A 16,067-nucleotide genomic window follows, 5' to 3' on the forward strand; every position below is an offset into this window, starting at 1 on the left:
TTTACCAAAGTTCTTTCATGATCATATCTTTATTTAAAATTTCAATTCTACCTTTTTTTGTATCAATAAGTTCTGAAATTTTAAGTTCTTTTAACACTCGAGATAAAGATTGTGCTCTAACATTTAAATCAATTGCAATTTGTTTTTGTGAAATTGTATCTAATTTTTTTTCATTTTCCAAAAGATACTTTAATAATCTCGTCCTTAAATCTAATGCATTTTGAGATAATTTCTTTTCTAAAATTTTAATTTTATCAAAAAGTGAACTGATAAGTAAAAAATTGAATTCTTTATTTTCACTGCATAAATTTTGAAAATTAATAAAATCAATTTCCAAAATTTCTCCATCTTCCTCAAATATAGCATTAGCAGGATAATTTAATTTTTTAAAAGCAGGCATTTCTGCTATAAAATTTGGAGGATTAAAATAATGCAAAGTAATTTCTTTATCACTTGCTGTACTTTTATAAATGCGTATTTTTCCCTTGATTAAAATAAAAAATTTTTTAGCCTCTTCGCCTTCATAAAATAAAATACTATTTTTTTGAAATTTTTTTAATTTTCCTACACTAGATAAAAGTTCTAAATAATCTTTCATTATATACATTTTCCATTCTTAACTTATGTTAAATTTAATTTATCTTATTTTTGCTATATTAACGCCATAAAATTAACATTTAAGAAAGGTTTATATGAAATTTGAAACAATTAATCAAGAAAGCATAGCAAAACTCATGGAAATATTTTATGAAAAAGTTAGAAAAGATAAAGATTTAGGTCCTATTTTTAACAATGCTATTGGAACAAGCGATGAAGAATGGAAAGAACATAAAGCAAAAATAGGAAATTTTTGGGCAGGTATGCTTCTAGGCGAAGGTGATTATAATGGGCAACCCTTAAAAAAGCACTTAGATCTACCTCCTTTTCCTCAAGAGTTTTTTGAAATTTGGCTAAAACTTTTTGAAGAAAGTTTAAATATAGTTTATAATGAGGAAATGAAAAATGTCATTTTACAGCGTGCACAAATGATAGCCTCACATTTTCAAAATATGCTTTATAAGTACGGTGGACATTAATTTGGCAATTTTTTTGCCAAATCTTTTTTCACCTTTTCTAAAATCTCCTCATCCTTAGAAAAATCAAAAAATTTAAACTCATTTCCATGCTGCATAAAACCATCGAGCAAATCTCCACTCAAACGATTTTTAAGATCAAGCTCTGCTATTTTAAACCCATCTAAAGTGCTAGCAAATTCTTTTAAACGACTTGGAATTTCTTTAAGTTTAGTATAAAGATAACAAGTGCTTTTAAGCCCTACACGACCTACACGACCACGAAGTTGATGCAAGGTAGCAAGTCCTAAACGTTCCGCTCCCACAATCACTATCATACTCAATCTTGGCAAAGAAATGCCCACTTCCACCACTGTAGTGCTTAATAAAATATTTCCCTCATCCCTAAAACGCTCTAAAATTTCATCTTTTTGTTTATCTTTTCCATGAGTTACAAAAACTTTTTCATAATGACTCTGCCAATACTCCCTAGCCTGCTCCAAAGAAAGATAAGGAATATTATCACTAGCACTCACTAAGGGATAAATAATGATAATTTGATGATTTTTAGCAATTTCTTCCTTGATCTTCTCGCTAAGCTTAGAAAAACCTTCATTTTGTATACAATAAGTTGCAATATCCTTCTTAAAAGGCATTTGCTTAATAAAACTAAAATTTAAAAGTTCAGATTGTATCATGCTTAAAGTTCTTGGAATAGGCGTAGCCGAAAACTGTATAAAATGAGGGGTAAATTCTTGCTTATTTAAAGAATGAATTTTTTCACGCTGAGCTGACCCAAAACGATGTTGTTCATCTATCATTACAAGTACGGCATTATGACTTTCTAAATGAATTAAAGCATGAGTGCCTATGATAAGATTTGCTTTTTGGATATTTTGTTCTAAATCTTTTTCTTTTTTACCCCCTTTAATAAACAAAATATTCATAAAATCAGGTAAAAATTTCCTAGCCTCTTCATAAAGCTGATACGCTAAAATACTAGTAGGTGCCATTAAAATAGCCTGCTTAGGATAAACCATCAAAGCCGCACCAAGCAAAACCAAGGTTTTACCACACCCTACATCACCCATAATCACACGCCTTTTAGCTTCTTTTGAATGCAAATCTTTTTCTATATCTTTTAAGGCATTAAGCTGATCTTTAGTAAGAGAAAAAGGCAAATCTTTAAGCCAATTGGCTATATTAAAAACATTGATTTGATGAGCTTTAAAATGTGTTTTTTTAGCTTTTAAACGCTTTAAAAAATTATATATTTCTATATATTTTAAATCTTTGCTAAAATTTTGCAAATTTTCAAACATAAAAAAACTTTTTTCATCATAGGCATGTAAATTTAAAAGAAAATGTATATATTTATCCTCTATGCCACTTTCTTTTAAATTTTCATAGTTAAGATATTTATGTATAAAAGCAGCAATTTTTGTATCTTTTAAGCCTAAAATTTGATACTTTGGACTAAAACCCTCAAAAGAAGTTAAAATTTTAGGATTGTTAAATTGCCAAGTGTGATTAAAACGTGAGAGTTTAGCATTAAAAATAAGCTCTTTTCCTACCTTACAAATCCCAAAATGCCAAGCTCTAGGATGAAAAAACACAAAAGAGATATTTTCTTGCCATTCTTCACAAAAACCCAAACCAAAAAGTTGATTTTTTCTTGAACTAACGCTTTTTATAGTGATTTTTTGGGTACAAATTTCATTTTCTTTAGGATTTTTACTTGGATTTAAATTTTCAATTTTTTTAGGTAAAAGAAGCGCTAAATCAATAGCACTTCTAATTTTTAATTTTTTAAAAAATTCATAATCACTTTCTTTAATTTTCATTTTGTATGCTTGCAAAACTTATATTTAAAAGCTCTTGATGTTTTTTAATATAAGCATTTATGGTTTCAAGTTTAACCTTTTCCATAAGTTTTAACTCTTCTTTATAATATCCTAATTTTAAACCTTGATAAAATTCGTTAAAAGACATAGATAAACGCTTGCTTAAGCTTTCATAACGCAAAGGAGTTGATCCTATGAGAAAATTTTTAGCTTGATCAAGTTCGTTTTGAGTAATACCATTTTTTATAAAATCTTCAAAAAGCTCTTTTACGATTTTTTTAGCTTCTTTAGCGCTTTCATTTTTAGTTTGTAAATATCCAAAAACTCTAGAAAAAGATATATTCATATCAAGCATAGCATAAGCTGAGTATGCAAGACCTCTTTTAACACGAATTTCTTCCATAATCCTTGAACCAAATCCTCCTTGCCCTAGAACAAATAATGCAATTTTTGCAAGATATAAATCCTTATCTTTAAAATCGGCAAAAAAAGGCGTAGCAAAATAAATATAAGCTTGTTCACTTTCTGGGCGTAGCAAAATTTCATCTTTGATGTTTTTACTTAACTCATATTTTTTTGGAGTATTTTTCTTACCTATTTGAAGTTTTGATAAGAGTTTTAAAAGATCTTCCTTGGCTTGTTTTTCTTCTAAATCTCCTCCTAAAATCACAACCAAATCACTAAGATGGATAAAATTTTTATAAAAATTTTTCAGATCTTTTAAAGACAAAGTTTCTATACTTTTTTCATCTCCATCGTTTGGACTTTGAAATTCTTTACATTTAAAAATTTGAGCATTGAGTAAATTTTTTGCTAAATAATCAAAATCACTATTTTTACTCGCAAGTTCACCTAAGGCATTGATTTTTAATTTTTGCAAAATTTTTTCTTCCATTCTTGGTTTTAAAAGCAATTTTTCTAAACTCTTTAAAGCAAAATCAAAATTTTCTTTCAAGCAAGAAAGATTGATTTCCAAGCTTTCAAAACCACTACTTGCCTCTAAATTTATCGCTCTAAATTCTAAATCCTTAAAAAATTTATCATCCACGCCTTCATTTAAAATACGTGAAAACATCTTAGCTAAGCCTGCTATTTCATCATAACTTCTAGCGCAATTTCTAAAAACAAGCTTTAAAACAACAATAGGAAAATCGGAATTTTTTTCAAAAATAAAAGGGATTTTAACACCCCTACTCTCTAAATACTGCATTAAAACCTTTCTAAAATTTCATAAGCGGTATTGCGTTTAGCTGGATTTTCGCCTAAACTTCTAATCAGCCTTATCATCTCATCTTGATTCATTCTATAACTTGCTCCTGCAGCGCTTACTACATTTTCTTCCATCATGGTTGAGCCTAAATCATTAGCCCCAAATTTTAAAGCAAGTTGACCTATAATCGAGCCTTGAGTTACCCAAGAACTTTGCAAATTTTTAAAATTATCTAAATAAAGTCTTGCTAAAGCTAAAAGTCTTAAATACTTGTTAGAACTTTGCTTCATAATCTCTGGATGTTTTTGGATTAAAGCAGTATTATCACTTTGAAAGCTCCATAAAATAAAAGCTCTAAATCCCCCTGTTTCATCTTGTAATTTTCTCAAATGCTCAAAATGATCGATGATTTCTTCATCATTTTCAACCGTTCCAAACATCATAGTAGCTGTACTTTTCATACCGATTTTATGAGCTTGGCGATGTACTTCTAACCAAGTAGCTGTATCGCATTTATTTGGTGCGATAATATCACGCACCCTATCGCTTAGCACCTCAGCTCCCGCTCCTGGTATAGAAAATAAACCCTTAGCTTGTAATCTTTTTAACACTTCAGTGATTGAAATTTTAGATGCTTTTGCAATATAAGCGATCTCAACTGCTGAAAAACCATGCACAGTGATATTTGGATAATGTTCTTTTATCCAAGAAACTAATTCTTCATACCATTCTATTTTTAATTTTGGGTGCACCCCGCCTTGAAAAAGAATTTGTGTACCCCCGATAGCTTCAAGCTCTTCTATCTTTTTGCCTATCTCTTCAAAGCTTAAAATATAAGCATCATCTTCTTTATGATGGCGATAAAAAGCGCAAAAAGAACAATCAATACAACAAACATTGGTATAATTAATATTTCTATCTACAACAAAAGTGGTGATTTTTTCAGGATGAAGTTCTAATTTTCTTTTATAAGCCATTTCTCCAAGTTCTGTTAAACTTGCATGGTGTAATAAATCTAAAGCTTCTTTTTTATCCAGTCTTTTCAAAATTTTTCCTTGTTTTTTACATAATTAAAATAATTATAGCATTTAAAATATAAATTATGCTATAGTTTCGCTTATGAATTGCATTGAACTATTAAAAAATAATAAAAATATCAGAATATTAGCTTCGGTTCAGTTTATAGTATATTTTGGAGCATGGTTTTCTCAAACGGGAGTTTTTACCCTTTTAGTCGAACTTAATGCTCCTACTTGGGCAACGGCTACAAGTGCTATGCTTGCTTTTTTACCTGGAGTTTTACTTGCTCCTATTAATGGCGTCATAGTAGAGAAAAATAAACCTAAAAAACTTTTACTCAGTATGATTAGCATAGAATTAATTTCTATTTTTTGTCTTATTTTTGTCACAAGTCTTAGCATGCTTTGGCTTTTGTTTATTTTAATCTTCATAAGACTTTGCGTTGCTTCGATTTATTTTCAAGCTGAAATGAGTTTATTGGCGAAAATTTTAACCCCTCAAGAACTTAAACTCGCTAATGAAATGCACAGTGTCATTTGGGCGATTTCTTATACAGCAGGTATGGCAAGTGCGGGAATTTTTATTTATTTTCTAGGAGTTAAAACCGCTTTTTTATTTGACTGTGTACTTATACTCATAGGCATTTCTTTTTTAGTAAGATTAAGCATTCCTGATTTTCATCAAAAAACACAAAGTCGCTTTTTTACCATGATAAAAGAAGGATTTTTCTATGTTTTAAATAATAAAATAATTTTTCATCTTATCTTGCTTCACGCTTTTATAGGTTTAACTGCTTATGAAACCTTGGTTACGCTTTTAGCGCAACATCAATATAAAGAAGTTTTATCTGCTGCTTTAGTAATAGGGTTTTTAAATGCAGTACGTGCTTGTTCTTTAGCTATAGGACCTATGGTTTTAAGCAAATTTATTAATGATAAAAATTTATTTTACATGTATCTTGGTCAAGGCTTAGGTATTATACTTTGGGCTTTAACTCAATTTAATTTTTATATTTCTTTTTTAGGTTTAATTGGCGCAGGTTTTTTTACCTCAGCACTTTGGGCTTACACCTACACTATGATACAAAAAAATGCTGACAAAGAATATCATGGTAGAGTGATCGCTTATACAGATATGATTTATCTTAGTTTTAGCGCTATTATTTCAATGCTTATGGGCTTTTTATTTGAAATAGGCTTGAGTTTAGAACTAATTACAGGCTTATTGGGTATGATTTTTATCTTTGCGGCATTTTATTGGAAGTGGTTTTATAAAAAATATTTGTGAAAATTCACAAATATTTTAAATTTTAAATAAATCTTGAAGATTTTTCATTGCTTCTTCATTGCTGATGGCATTATTTAGCTGCGATGAGCTTAATTCATTGAGCTCTATTTCATAACCACTTAACATAGAAGCAAGGCGAATATTAATACCATTTTTTCCTATAGCTTTACTTTTTTGTTCGCTATTTAAACTTACAATAGCTTTTTTATCTTCAATTTTTACAGAATTTACAATAGCAGGAGCTAAGGCACGAGAAATTAAAATTTCACTCTCATTTGTAAATTCTATACAATCAATATTTTCATTATGAAGCTCTTTGCTTACTGCATTAATTCTTACACCTTTAACACCTACTGTAGCACCTACAGGATCGATATTTACTCCATTGGCCTGAAGAATGATTTTTGCTCTTTCACCTGGAATTCTAGCACATCCTATAATATTGACATAACCATCTTTGATTTCTGGAACCTCAGCTTCAAGTAAACATTCTAAAAATTTAGGACTTGTACGACTAAGCTCGATTTTAATACCCTTATCTGTATAAACACGGCGTATCACAGCTTTTACCACATCGCCTATTTTAAACTTTTCCCCTTTAATGCGATTTTTTCTCGGTAAAAAAGCTCTTAATTCATCTATTTCAATAAAAGTATTTTCTTCATTATCCACTCTAACAACTGTACCAAAAACCATTTGCCCTACTTTGTTTTTATATTTTTCAAAAATAGTTTGTTCTAATAATTTTTGTATATGATATTCAAGTTCTTTATGCAAGGTATTTACCGCAGTTCTTCCTAAATTTTCCAAAGAACATTCATAAGTTAATTCATCTCCTATTTCAACATCTGGAGCTTCTGATTTTGCCTTACTTAACGCGATAAAACTCTCACTTTTATTTTGTAATCTCTCGTCATTATCTGCTACTATGGTAATTTTTTGATAAAGATTTAAATTTTTAGGATCTACAAAAAACTCATATTCTTGTCCATAAATTCTTTTTGCAGTATTGATTAAAGCGGTAGCTACTTTTTCTTTTACATTCTCTAAGTTTAAATTTTTTTCATTAGCAATAGATTCGATAATATCTGCTATCTTTTCCATATTTTATAAAACCTTTTTTGTGGGAAATTTAAATAATGTAGGCAAAAATTATATCCTTAATAAGTTTAATTAAAAGTAAAATTTGCTAAAATTACAGATTAAAATGAAAATTCTTAAGGATTTAGCTATGGAATTAAAATTGGCAAGAACTTTGATTAATGAAAAACCTAAAAATATTAGCCTAGAAAAAATCGAAGAGGCTATAGAAAAAGAAGGACAAAAGTTTTTTTATTTTGATAAAGATAATACACACAAACAACTCATTGCCCTTGTAAATCATTTTGAAAAAAAAGGAGTAAGCATTTATCATAGAACCGTAAAATACGGACTTGATGATAATGATTTTATGTATGAGGTACATATTCTTTGAGTGCTAAAAAACTTTTTATCCAAACTTTAGGTTGTGCGATGAATGTCAGAGATTCTGAGCATATGATCGCAGAATTAACACAAAAAGAAAATTACGCACTAACAGAAGATATCAAAGAAGCAGATCTTATTCTTATTAATACTTGTTCAGTGCGTGAAAAACCTGTGCATAAACTTTTCTCAGAAGTGGGTGGCTTTGAAAAAGTTAAAAAAGAAGGTGCTAAAATAGGAGTTTGTGGATGCACTGCATCACATTTGGGAAATGAAATTTTCAAACGTGCTCCTTATGTGGATTTTGTTCTAGGGGCAAGAAATATTTCCAAAATCACTCAAGCTATAAAAACTCCAAAATTTATGGGGGTGGACATAGACTATGATGAAAGTGAATTTGCTTTTGCAGATTTTCGAAATAGTATTTATAAATCCTATATTAATATCTCCATAGGTTGTGATAAACACTGCACTTATTGCATAGTGCCACATACTAGAGGAGATGAAATTTCCATACCTTTTAACATCATCTACAAAGAAGCTCAAAAAGCCGTTGAAAAAGGCGCTAAAGAGATTTTCTTGCTAGGACAAAATGTCAATAACTACGGCAAAAGATTTAGAAACGAACATAAAAAAATGGACTTTTCAGATCTTTTAGAAGAACTTAGCACTATAGAAGGTTTGGAACGCATTCGCTTTACAAGTCCACATCCTTTGCACATGGATGATAAATTTTTAGAAGTTTTTGCCAATAATCCAAAAGTTTGTAAATCCATGCATATGCCTTTACAAAGTGGCTCAAGTGAAATTTTAAAAGCTATGAAGCGTGGCTATACTAAAGAATGGTATTTAAATAGAGCTTTAAAACTTAGAGAACTTTGTCCACATGTTAGCATTTCTACAGACATTATTGTAGCTTTTCCAGGGGAAAGTGAAAAAGATTTTGAAGAAACTATGGATGTTTTGGAAAAAGTGCGTTTTGAACAAATTTTTTCTTTTAAATACTCCAAACGCCCTTTAACAAAAGCCGCAACCATGCCTAATCAAATCGATGAAGAAACAGCTTCAAGAAGACTTAGCACCTTACAAAATCGTCATAGTGAAATTTTAGATGAAATTGTAAAAAAACAAGAAAATAAAACTTTTAAAGTTTTATTTGAAGAATTAAGAGCAGGCAATAGCATTGCTGGAAGAACAGATAATAATTTTTTAGTTCAAGTTGAAGGTAGCGAAGAACTTTTAGGGCAATTTAAAGAAGTAAAAATCACTAATGCAAAGCGTATGGTTTTATATGGGGAAATCGTTTAAAATCCATTGCTTAACATATATAATTTTCATCTTGCAATGGCTTATTTTTTTAAGCTGTAAAAAGCACTATAAAGGTGAAAAAGTTGATTGTAAAGCTAGTGTGATACTTTTTTGGCATGGAAAATTAGCACTCATGCCTTTTGCGTTTAGACATTATAGACAAAAAAATAAAAAAGCCTATGTCATGATCTCCCACCATAAAGATGGAGAACAAATTGCAAAAATCATCAAGCTTTTCGGTCTTGATACTGTAAGAGGAAGCACTTCAAGGGGTGCTAGCAGTGCACTTAGAGCTGCATTTAAAGTTTTAGAACAAAATGACGATATAGTTATCACGCCTGATGGTCCACGTGGGCCTTATCATAGTATTTCAGATGGTTCTATCATTTTGGCTCAAAAAAAAGAACTAAAGATAAGAATTTTAAACTATGAAGCAAATCGTTTTTGGGAATTTAAAAGTTGGGATAAGATGATCTTGCCAAAACCTTTTAGTAAGATTACTTATAGTCTAAGTGAACCTTTGGATATTTTATCTTTAGATAAAGAAAAAGCTAAAGAATTTCTAATGGAACAATTTGATAAAATTAGCTTAGCTGATCAATTTAAGGAATGAAATGTTATTTTTACTTAAAAAAATATTTCCACAACTTTTTATTAGTATTATTTTAGAAGATAAAAAAAATATTGTAAAAGCTTCTATTTACAGAGGAAATAAACTAATCAGTAGCAATGAAAAAACTTTTGATAAAAGTGAAAATTTATTAGAATACATAAAAAATTTAAGCAAGCATTTCTTATTTTACCACACTGCTTTATTTTTAGACGCCAAAGAACAAGGATTAATACCTAGTACAAATATTCAAGATTGTGAGCACTTTAATATAGGAAAAATCAGCTTACAGCATATTTTATTTAATAATGCCCTTGTTTATACGGCTACCGAACATGTGGAATATTATAGCGAGCTTTTTGAAGAATATAGAGGTTTAGATTTTTTATATTCCCCTTTTGCCCTTCTTTACTACAATATACAAAAAGAAAAACAGCCTGATGATCAAATTTTACTTTATGGATTTAAACAAGGACATCTTTTGGCAATTATTGTTGCTAAAGGCAATACTATTTTATACGGTGATTTTAAAATATTTGAGCAAGAATTAGGTTTAGAGCTTGAACTTCCATCAGAAGATAATCAAGAAATTGAAAACAACAACGATGATACTGAAGTTACCTTAGATAACTTCAATGAAGCCTTAAATAATAAATTTGATCTACTTGATCAAGAAAATAATCTTGAAACTTTGGATAATAATGATAATTTTAATCTTGATGAATTAAATCAATTTAGCAATGATATGGAACTTTGTCGTTATATTATTACGAGCATTGAAAAATTTTATAATGATGATAAATATGCTGGGGTATTTATCAATGGTATTTTATTATATAGCGAATCAGATATTAACATAAGTGCTATTGATTTTTTAGAAAGTGAAACTTTTTTAGAGATAAAAACGAAACAAATCAACACCTTAGATCTTATGATAGAGTTGATGCGAAAGGAGCTTAAATGACTTATAGCTTCATACAGCCAAGAAAAAAACCTATTTTCACACTCTTTGATAAAATTTGGCTAGGACTTTTTGGTTTTAGTATATTATTTATCTTGCTAGTATATTTTACATATACAATAAAAATTGCATTAATCAATAGCTCTATCGATGATGAAAAACAACAAGTTATAGTGCTTCAAAATCAAACTAAGCAAAATGAAATGCTTTATGAAATTTTATTTGATCAAAGCCAAATAGCGAAAAATTTTAACACTCAAAATCAAATTGTTAAAGAAAGCTTAAGAAATCTATTTGATATTATTGTAAAAACTGATAATATTACTCTTGAAAGTGTTGAACAAGACGAATATTCCTTAAAACTTATCGGAGTCACTCCTACAAGAGAAATGTTTACTCTACTTTTAGAAACCCCTTTAAAAAGCATCTTTGATCAAAGCTATACAACCTATTATCGCTTAGATAATGGGTGGTATCGTTTTGTTAGTATTAGTAAACAAATTCCAGGAGTTGCAGATGAAAGATAAAAGTCTAGAAGAAATTGATTTATTAAAGCTTATCATTTGCGCGTTAAGTTTTATAAGCGTTTGCACAGCCTTGATCTTATTTTTACTTTTACCGACATTAAAAAACTACAAACAAGCAAATCTTAGAGAAAACTCACAACTTGCTATCTTAAAAGCCGCTAAATCAAAATTTGACTTTAGTGAAGATAAAATATCAACTCTAAGAAGCGAAAACAACAAAAGTTTAGAGCAATTTGAGCAAAATTTTAATATAGGAAATTTTGATATTTTTTTACAAAAATATTTTCAAAACGTAAAAATTCAAGAAACTAAGCCCGAAAAACAAGAAAAATATCTAAAAAACCGCTTAGCCATTAAAGCGACAATGAACAATCCTAGAAGACTTTATGATTTTATTGATGCTCTAAAAAACTATAATAACTTAATCAAGCTTGATTATCCACTTAATCTTAAAGCAGGAGAGCAAGGTATCTCTATAGATCTTACTCTCAAAGTTTATTCAAGCTAAACTCACATCCTCGCCTTTTAAAATTTGATTCATAGTATTCATTGCACACATTTTTCCACACATGGAACATGAGTTTAAATCATCAGGGCGACGCTCATTAAACATTTTTTTGGCCTTTTCTCCATCAATAGCAAGTTTAAACATTTTCTCCCAATCTATCTCTTGTCTAGCCTTACTCATCTCATTATCTCTTGATCTTTCTTTTGGAAGTTTAGCTATATCTCCTGCATGAGCTGCAATTTTAGTCGCAACTATACCCTCTCTAACATCTTCTAAATTTGGAAGTCTTAAGTGTTCAGCAGGTGTTACATAGCACAGCATATCAGCACCGCTAGCTGCAGCCACAGCTCCTCCAATAGCACCACTAATATGATCATACCCTGCGCCAATATCTGTTACCAAAGGTCCTAAGACATAAAAAGGCGCTCCTTTGCATAAACGCTTTTCTAATTGCATATTTGCCTCTATTTCATTAATAGCCATATGCCCTGGACCTTCTATCATTACTTGAACCCCAACATCCCAAGCCCTTTGAGTAAGGAGTGATAATTCTATAAGCTCTGAAATTTGTGCCCCATCACTTGCATCGTGGGTAGAGCCAGGACGCAAAGCATCACCCAAAGATAAAGTTACATCGTATTTTAAACAAATATCAAGCAAATCATCATAATACTCAAAAAAAGGATTTTCAGCATCTTTCATCATCATCCAAGCATAAAGCACAGAGCCTCCTCTTGAAACTATATTTGTAAGTCTTTTACTTTGTTTAAAAATATGCGCTGCGCGAGAATTAATACCTGCATGAATTGTCATAAAATCAACCCCACTTTTAGCATGATGATATACAACATCTAAAAAGTCTTTGGCATTAATTTGTTTTAAATCTTTTTCTAAAAATCCTACTGCATCATATACAGGAACTGTTCCTATCATAGCTTTTGAAACATTAACAAGCTCATCTCTAAAACGACTTGTTTTGCCATAATTGCTTAAGTCCATAATCGCTTCTATGTCAAATTTATGAGCAAGCTCTACTTTTTTCATTTCCTCGCTATAATCAACACAATCATTTGAAACTCCTAAATTTACATTAACCTTAGTACGCAATCCAAAACCTATACCATTTGGATCAAGACTATTATGATTAATATTTGCAGGGATAATAATTTTACCGCAAGCAATATTTTCAAGCAAAAAATCTTTACTTAAATTTTCTTTTTGTGCAACAATCTGCATTTCTTTAGTAAAAACACCTTCTTTGGCATAATTCATTTGAGTTTTCATAAATTTATCCTTTAAAAAATTTGGATAAATGAAGGGTGAGTATAAATTTTTAAAGTATTGAAATTTATAAATCTTCCCGACGCTGGCATTATCCAGATCCGGTTCGGTCTAAGCTTTTAGCTTACTCTCAGCCTGTTACACAAGCTCCCGTCATTTATGTTTTAATTATACACTTTAAATATTTATTTTTGCTTTATGCGTGCAGTTTTTGTAAAATTTATAAGTTCTTCTGTAGTTTTTATATGATAAGGAAGTTTTCCAAGGCAATATTTAAAAATTTCAGTAGCTGCCAAAGCATCATCTAAGGCCCTATGATGCGTATTTTCCACGCCAAGAAATTCTTTCAAAACCTCTAGTTTATATTTTGGACTTTCTATACAACATTGTGCAAATTCTATAGTGCAAATACGACGATTAAGCAAAATGCCAAAACCACACTCATTTAAAGCCTTAGAAATAAAACTATAATCAAAACGCACATTATGCGCTACAAAAATACTGTCTTTTAAAAAAAGCCTAAAATCACTTAAAACCTTTGCTAAACTTGGAGCATTTTCCACCATCTCATAAATAATACCCGTAAGTTCGGTTATATTTTCTGGAATTTCTTTTACTTTAATAAAACTTTGAAAGCGTCCAATTTCTTTAGAGTTTTGAATTTTAACCGCTCCAATTTCTAAAATTTCTCCCTTACTTACCCCACCAGTACTTTCTATATCTACTATACAAAAAATTTCATCTTTAATTTTTGTTGTGCGTGTTTTAAGGGTAAAAATATTATCTTTATTCAAAGTTAAGCCCAAACCCAAAAGCTCAAAAGTTTCTAAATCTAAATTAAAATTTTTTAATTCTTCAACTTTGGCAAACTCTTGCATCACCCAATCATAAGGCTTGCTTTGCTTATTTAATATAGAAATAATCTGATCAATTTGCTGTAAACTCAAAATTCAAGCTTTAAAGATGAAATTGCAGTTTTATAATCATTAGAAGAAAAAATATAACTTCCAGCCACCAAAATATCAGCTCCGGACTCTTCTAAATCGCTAGCATTTAAACCATTAACACCACCATCAACCTCTATAAAAACTTTAGCATTTTTTTTATCAATCATTTGGCGCAATTCTTTGATTTTTTCATGTACTAAAGGTAAAAATTTTTGCCCACCAAACCCAGGATTAACACTCATTAAAAGTACCATATCTACAAATTCTAGCATGTGTTTAATAGAATCAATAGAAGTGTGTGGATTTAAAACAATAGCAGGATGGATTCCTTGACTTCTTATATATTCACAAAGTCTTATAGGATGAACTTCGCTTTCCATATGAAAAGAAATAAATTTTGGTTTCAAAGGGATAAAAAGATCTATAAATTTACTTACATCTTTAACCATCAAATGCACATCTAATGGCAACTTACTAATAGTTGAAATTTTTTCAATCACGCAAGGTCCGAAAGTCAAATTTGGAACAAAGTGTCCATCCATTACATCAATATGCAAAAGATCCGCACCTGCAGCTTCAATAGCTTTAACTTCTTCTTCTAATTTCAAAAAATTTGCAGACAATAAACTTGGAGCTACATACATGATCAAAACCTTAAACTATATATAAATGTGATAAATAATATTTTATCGACTTATATATTAAAAAAACTATAAATTATGGAATATTTTAAGCTTAATTTTGATAGAATCTCCATTTAAAAATTTTCATAAGGACAAGAAAATGGCAAGAGTATGTCAAATCACAGGCAAGGGTCCAATGGTGGGTAATAATGTCAGCCATGCTAACAATAAAACAAAAAGACGCTTTTTACCTAATCTCAGAACAGTTCGTGTAACTTTAGAAGATGGCACCACGAGAAAAATGAGAATTGCAGCTTCTACTCTGAGAACTCTAAAAAAACAAAATTCTAAATAATTTTGAGGATTTATTCCTCAATTTTAATATTTCAAATTTAAAAATAAAATTTAATAAATCACTTATATAACACACATTTAAAAATTATTATTAAGTTTATTATTTTTTAAGCCAAAAATATCTTTTAATAGTGTAAAATACCTTATTAAATGAATTTTAAATTTCACTAATACAAGGAGAGTTTATGCTACATGAATATAGAGAATTAATGTCAGAGCTAAAAGGTAAAGATGCTCATTTTGATAAACTATTTGATCGTCATAATGAACTTGATGACATGATTAAAGATGCAGAAGAAGGTAGAACTTCTCTTAGCAGCATGGAAATTTCAACCTTAAAAAAAGAAAAGCTTCATGTAAAAGATGAACTTAGCCAATATCTAGCAAATTATAAAAAATAAGGCAAAACAATGTTTGGAAGTAAAATAAACCATTCTGATCTTCAAAAACTTGAAGAAGAAAATAAAAATCTTACACATAAAATTGAAAAATTTCAATCGGAAAATTTAGAATTAAAAAATAAAATTGCATCATTAGAACAAGCGGCTTTGGAATCTAAACTTAAAACAGATCTTTTAAATGTTTTATTAACTGGGGTATTAAAAAATATCACTATTGTTCAAGGCGACATGTTAGAAAATGTAAATAAAGCAGAAGTTATCTCTAGTTATTCTAAAACTTCTCTTGCTGAAATGGATGAACTTAACCATATTGCTAATTCTATCAATGCTTCCTTAGGGGATATTACAGAATCAGCCAATAAAACAAGAGATGTTGCAGGAACATTGCATAGAAGTGTAGATGAAATTACTAATGTAATTAATCTAATTAAAGATGTTTCCGATCAAACCAATCTTTTAGCTCTTAACGCTGCCATAGAAGCTGCACGCGCAGGTGAACATGGGCGTGGTTTTGCTGTTGTTGCCGATGAAGTAAGAAAACTAGCTGAAAAAACACAAAAAGCAACCACAGAAGTTGAAATGAATATCAACCTTCTAAAGCAAAATGCAAATGAAATGTATACTCAAAGTGAGCAAGTTGAAAAAATTTCTATAGATTCTAATGCTCATA

General features: G+C 29.8%; 18 protein-coding genes, 1 pseudogene and 1 riboswitch. Of the genes and pseudogenes, 11 read left to right on the top strand and 8 right to left on the bottom strand.

The features are described 5' to 3' along the window. Position 1: 1 nt before the first annotated feature. The gene (gene nssR, locus AJN64_RS02260) at positions 2–598 is read right to left on the bottom strand and encodes a nitrosative stress-sensitive transcriptional regulator NssR (protein WP_053872345.1); all 597 of its coding nucleotides are present in this window, start codon (positions 596–598) and stop codon (positions 2–4) included. A gap of 94 nt (positions 599–692) precedes the next feature. Here nssR and ctb point away from each other — a divergent pair, with 94 nt between their 5' ends. After that, on the top strand, positions 693–1,076 hold the full coding sequence (gene ctb / locus AJN64_RS02265) for a truncated hemoglobin Ctb (RefSeq protein WP_002858471.1): 384 nt from the start codon (positions 693–695) through the stop codon (positions 1,074–1,076). On the opposite strand, the gene recG is transcribed toward ctb, so the two are convergent. Genes recG through AJN64_RS02280 form a run of 3 tightly spaced genes read right to left on the bottom strand, consistent with a single transcriptional unit; the run spans position 1,073 to position 5,152 of the window. Continuing rightward, a complete protein-coding gene (gene recG, locus AJN64_RS02270; protein ID WP_070210024.1) occupies positions 1,073–2,896 on the bottom strand; it encodes an ATP-dependent DNA helicase RecG in 1,824 nt (607 codons plus the stop codon). The two genes, ctb and recG, sit on opposite strands and share 4 nt — an antisense overlap. Further along, positions 2,886–4,106: a M16 family metallopeptidase gene (locus tag AJN64_RS02275; protein WP_070210023.1), complete on the bottom strand. Its 1,221-nt coding sequence runs from the start codon at positions 4,104–4,106 to the stop codon at positions 2,886–2,888. Before AJN64_RS02275 ends, recG begins: the two co-directional genes overlap by 11 nt. Further along, positions 4,106–5,152, bottom strand: coding sequence for a dehypoxanthine futalosine cyclase (locus AJN64_RS02280; protein WP_053872298.1), 1,047 nt, complete (start codon positions 5,150–5,152; stop codon positions 4,106–4,108). Before AJN64_RS02280 ends, AJN64_RS02275 begins: the two co-directional genes overlap by 1 nt. Before the next feature lie 73 nt (positions 5,153–5,225). Here AJN64_RS02280 and AJN64_RS02285 point away from each other — a divergent pair, with 73 nt between their 5' ends. Then, complete coding sequence (locus AJN64_RS02285) at positions 5,226–6,413, top strand: MFS transporter (RefSeq protein WP_070292613.1); 1,188 nt, start codon at positions 5,226–5,228, stop codon at positions 6,411–6,413. A gap of 15 nt (positions 6,414–6,428) precedes the next feature. Here the strand turns inward: AJN64_RS02285 and nusA are convergent, their stop codons facing one another. After that, a complete protein-coding gene (gene nusA / locus AJN64_RS02290; RefSeq protein WP_070292614.1) occupies positions 6,429–7,517 on the bottom strand; it encodes a transcription termination factor NusA in 1,089 nt (362 codons plus the stop codon). Positions 7,518–7,644: 127 nt separating this feature from the next. Between nusA and AJN64_RS02295 the strand changes: the two genes are divergently transcribed. From AJN64_RS02295 to AJN64_RS02320, 6 genes are read left to right on the top strand one after another with little or no spacing between them, the layout of a single operon-like run. Beyond that, positions 7,645–7,887 carry an HP0268 family nuclease gene (locus tag AJN64_RS02295; RefSeq protein WP_002851103.1) on the top strand — a complete coding sequence of 81 codons (243 nt, stop codon included), beginning with the start codon at positions 7,645–7,647 and terminating at the stop codon, positions 7,885–7,887. After that, complete coding sequence (gene miaB, locus AJN64_RS02300; protein ID WP_070292615.1) at positions 7,884–9,185, top strand: tRNA (N6-isopentenyl adenosine(37)-C2)-methylthiotransferase MiaB; 1,302 nt, start codon at positions 7,884–7,886, stop codon at positions 9,183–9,185. Before AJN64_RS02295 ends, miaB begins: the two co-directional genes overlap by 4 nt. Next, positions 9,169–9,798, top strand: coding sequence for a lysophospholipid acyltransferase family protein (locus tag AJN64_RS02305; protein WP_002871183.1), 630 nt, complete (start codon positions 9,169–9,171; stop codon positions 9,796–9,798). Before miaB ends, AJN64_RS02305 begins: the two co-directional genes overlap by 17 nt. Before the next feature lies 1 nt (position 9,799). After that, entirely contained in the window at positions 9,800–10,759 is a 960-nt protein-coding gene (locus AJN64_RS02310; protein ID WP_002880681.1) for a hypothetical protein, read from the top strand. Continuing rightward, positions 10,756–11,283 carry a hypothetical protein gene (locus tag AJN64_RS02315; RefSeq protein WP_002858498.1) on the top strand — a complete coding sequence of 176 codons (528 nt, stop codon included), beginning with the start codon at positions 10,756–10,758 and terminating at the stop codon, positions 11,281–11,283. The genes AJN64_RS02310 and AJN64_RS02315 overlap by 4 nt, the downstream gene beginning before the upstream one ends. Further along, positions 11,273–11,791, top strand: a complete 519-nt coding sequence (locus AJN64_RS02320; protein WP_002868197.1) for a hypothetical protein — start codon at positions 11,273–11,275, stop codon at positions 11,789–11,791. Before AJN64_RS02315 ends, AJN64_RS02320 begins: the two co-directional genes overlap by 11 nt. Here AJN64_RS02320 and thiC read toward each other — a convergent pair. The 3 genes from thiC to rpe form a co-directional block, all read right to left on the bottom strand. Beyond that, entirely contained in the window at positions 11,783–13,075 is a 1,293-nt protein-coding gene (gene thiC / locus AJN64_RS02325; protein ID WP_070292616.1) for a phosphomethylpyrimidine synthase ThiC, read from the bottom strand. The genes AJN64_RS02320 and thiC overlap by 9 nt on opposite strands. 56 nt (positions 13,076–13,131) lie before the next feature. Next, positions 13,132–13,236: riboswitch (TPP riboswitch) on the bottom strand. Positions 13,237–13,257: 21 nt separating this feature from the next. Then, positions 13,258–14,019: a 3'-5' exonuclease gene (locus AJN64_RS02330; RefSeq protein WP_070233371.1), complete on the bottom strand. Its 762-nt coding sequence runs from the start codon at positions 14,017–14,019 to the stop codon at positions 13,258–13,260. Continuing rightward, the gene (gene rpe / locus AJN64_RS02335; RefSeq protein ID WP_070233370.1) at positions 14,016–14,663 is read right to left on the bottom strand and encodes a ribulose-phosphate 3-epimerase; all 648 of its coding nucleotides are present in this window, start codon (positions 14,661–14,663) and stop codon (positions 14,016–14,018) included. The genes AJN64_RS02330 and rpe overlap by 4 nt, the downstream gene beginning before the upstream one ends. 139 nt (positions 14,664–14,802) lie before the next feature. Between rpe and rpmB the strand changes: the two genes are divergently transcribed. The 3 genes and pseudogenes from rpmB to AJN64_RS09915 form a co-directional block, all read left to right on the top strand. Further along, the gene (gene rpmB, locus AJN64_RS02340) at positions 14,803–14,997 is read left to right on the top strand and encodes a 50S ribosomal protein L28 (protein ID WP_002854974.1); all 195 of its coding nucleotides are present in this window, start codon (positions 14,803–14,805) and stop codon (positions 14,995–14,997) included. 184 nt (positions 14,998–15,181) lie between these two features. Beyond that, positions 15,182–15,397, top strand: coding sequence for a YdcH family protein (locus AJN64_RS02345; protein ID WP_002855201.1), 216 nt, complete (start codon positions 15,182–15,184; stop codon positions 15,395–15,397). A gap of 420 nt (positions 15,398–15,817) precedes the next feature. Next, a pseudogene (locus tag AJN64_RS09915) lies at positions 15,818–16,066 on the top strand (methyl-accepting chemotaxis protein); the annotation flags it as partial. Between the last annotated feature and the right edge of the window lies 1 nt (position 16,067).

Source organism: Campylobacter sp. BCW_4332 (assembly GCF_001763175.1).
GTDB classification, from domain to species: Bacteria; Campylobacterota; Campylobacteria; order Campylobacterales; family Campylobacteraceae; genus Campylobacter_D; species Campylobacter_D jejuni.

What these genes read in the sequence shown, in the direction of transcription:
- AJN64_RS02285 (WP_070292613.1), top strand. Translation starts at nt 5,226, where the DNA reads ATGAATTGCATTGAACTATTAAAAAATAATAAAAATATCAGAATATTA.
- AJN64_RS02345 (WP_002855201.1), top strand. Translation starts at nt 15,182, where the DNA reads ATGCTACATGAATATAGAGAATTAATGTCAGAGCTAAAAGGTAAAGAT.
- AJN64_RS02310 (WP_002880681.1), top strand. Translation starts at nt 9,800, where the DNA reads ATGTTATTTTTACTTAAAAAAATATTTCCACAACTTTTTATTAGTATT.
- AJN64_RS02305 (WP_002871183.1), top strand. Translation starts at nt 9,169, where the DNA reads ATGGGGAAATCGTTTAAAATCCATTGCTTAACATATATAATTTTCATC.
- AJN64_RS02315 (WP_002858498.1), top strand. Translation starts at nt 10,756, where the DNA reads ATGACTTATAGCTTCATACAGCCAAGAAAAAAACCTATTTTCACACTC.
- ctb (WP_002858471.1), top strand. Translation starts at nt 693, where the DNA reads ATGAAATTTGAAACAATTAATCAAGAAAGCATAGCAAAACTCATGGAA.
- thiC (WP_070292616.1), bottom strand. Translation starts at nt 13,075, where the DNA reads ATGAAAACTCAAATGAATTATGCCAAAGAAGGTGTTTTTACTAAAGAA.
- nssR (WP_053872345.1), bottom strand. Translation starts at nt 598, where the DNA reads ATGAAAGATTATTTAGAACTTTTATCTAGTGTAGGAAAATTAAAAAAA.
- AJN64_RS02275 (WP_070210023.1), bottom strand. Translation starts at nt 4,106, where the DNA reads ATGCAGTATTTAGAGAGTAGGGGTGTTAAAATCCCTTTTATTTTTGAA.
- AJN64_RS02320 (WP_002868197.1), top strand. Translation starts at nt 11,273, where the DNA reads ATGAAAGATAAAAGTCTAGAAGAAATTGATTTATTAAAGCTTATCATT.
- rpmB (WP_002854974.1), top strand. Translation starts at nt 14,803, where the DNA reads ATGGCAAGAGTATGTCAAATCACAGGCAAGGGTCCAATGGTGGGTAAT.
- nusA (WP_070292614.1), bottom strand. Translation starts at nt 7,517, where the DNA reads ATGGAAAAGATAGCAGATATTATCGAATCTATTGCTAATGAAAAAAAT.
- recG (WP_070210024.1), bottom strand. Translation starts at nt 2,896, where the DNA reads ATGAAAATTAAAGAAAGTGATTATGAATTTTTTAAAAAATTAAAAATT.
- AJN64_RS02295 (WP_002851103.1), top strand. Translation starts at nt 7,645, where the DNA reads ATGGAATTAAAATTGGCAAGAACTTTGATTAATGAAAAACCTAAAAAT.
- rpe (WP_070233370.1), bottom strand. Translation starts at nt 14,663, where the DNA reads ATGTATGTAGCTCCAAGTTTATTGTCTGCAAATTTTTTGAAATTAGAA.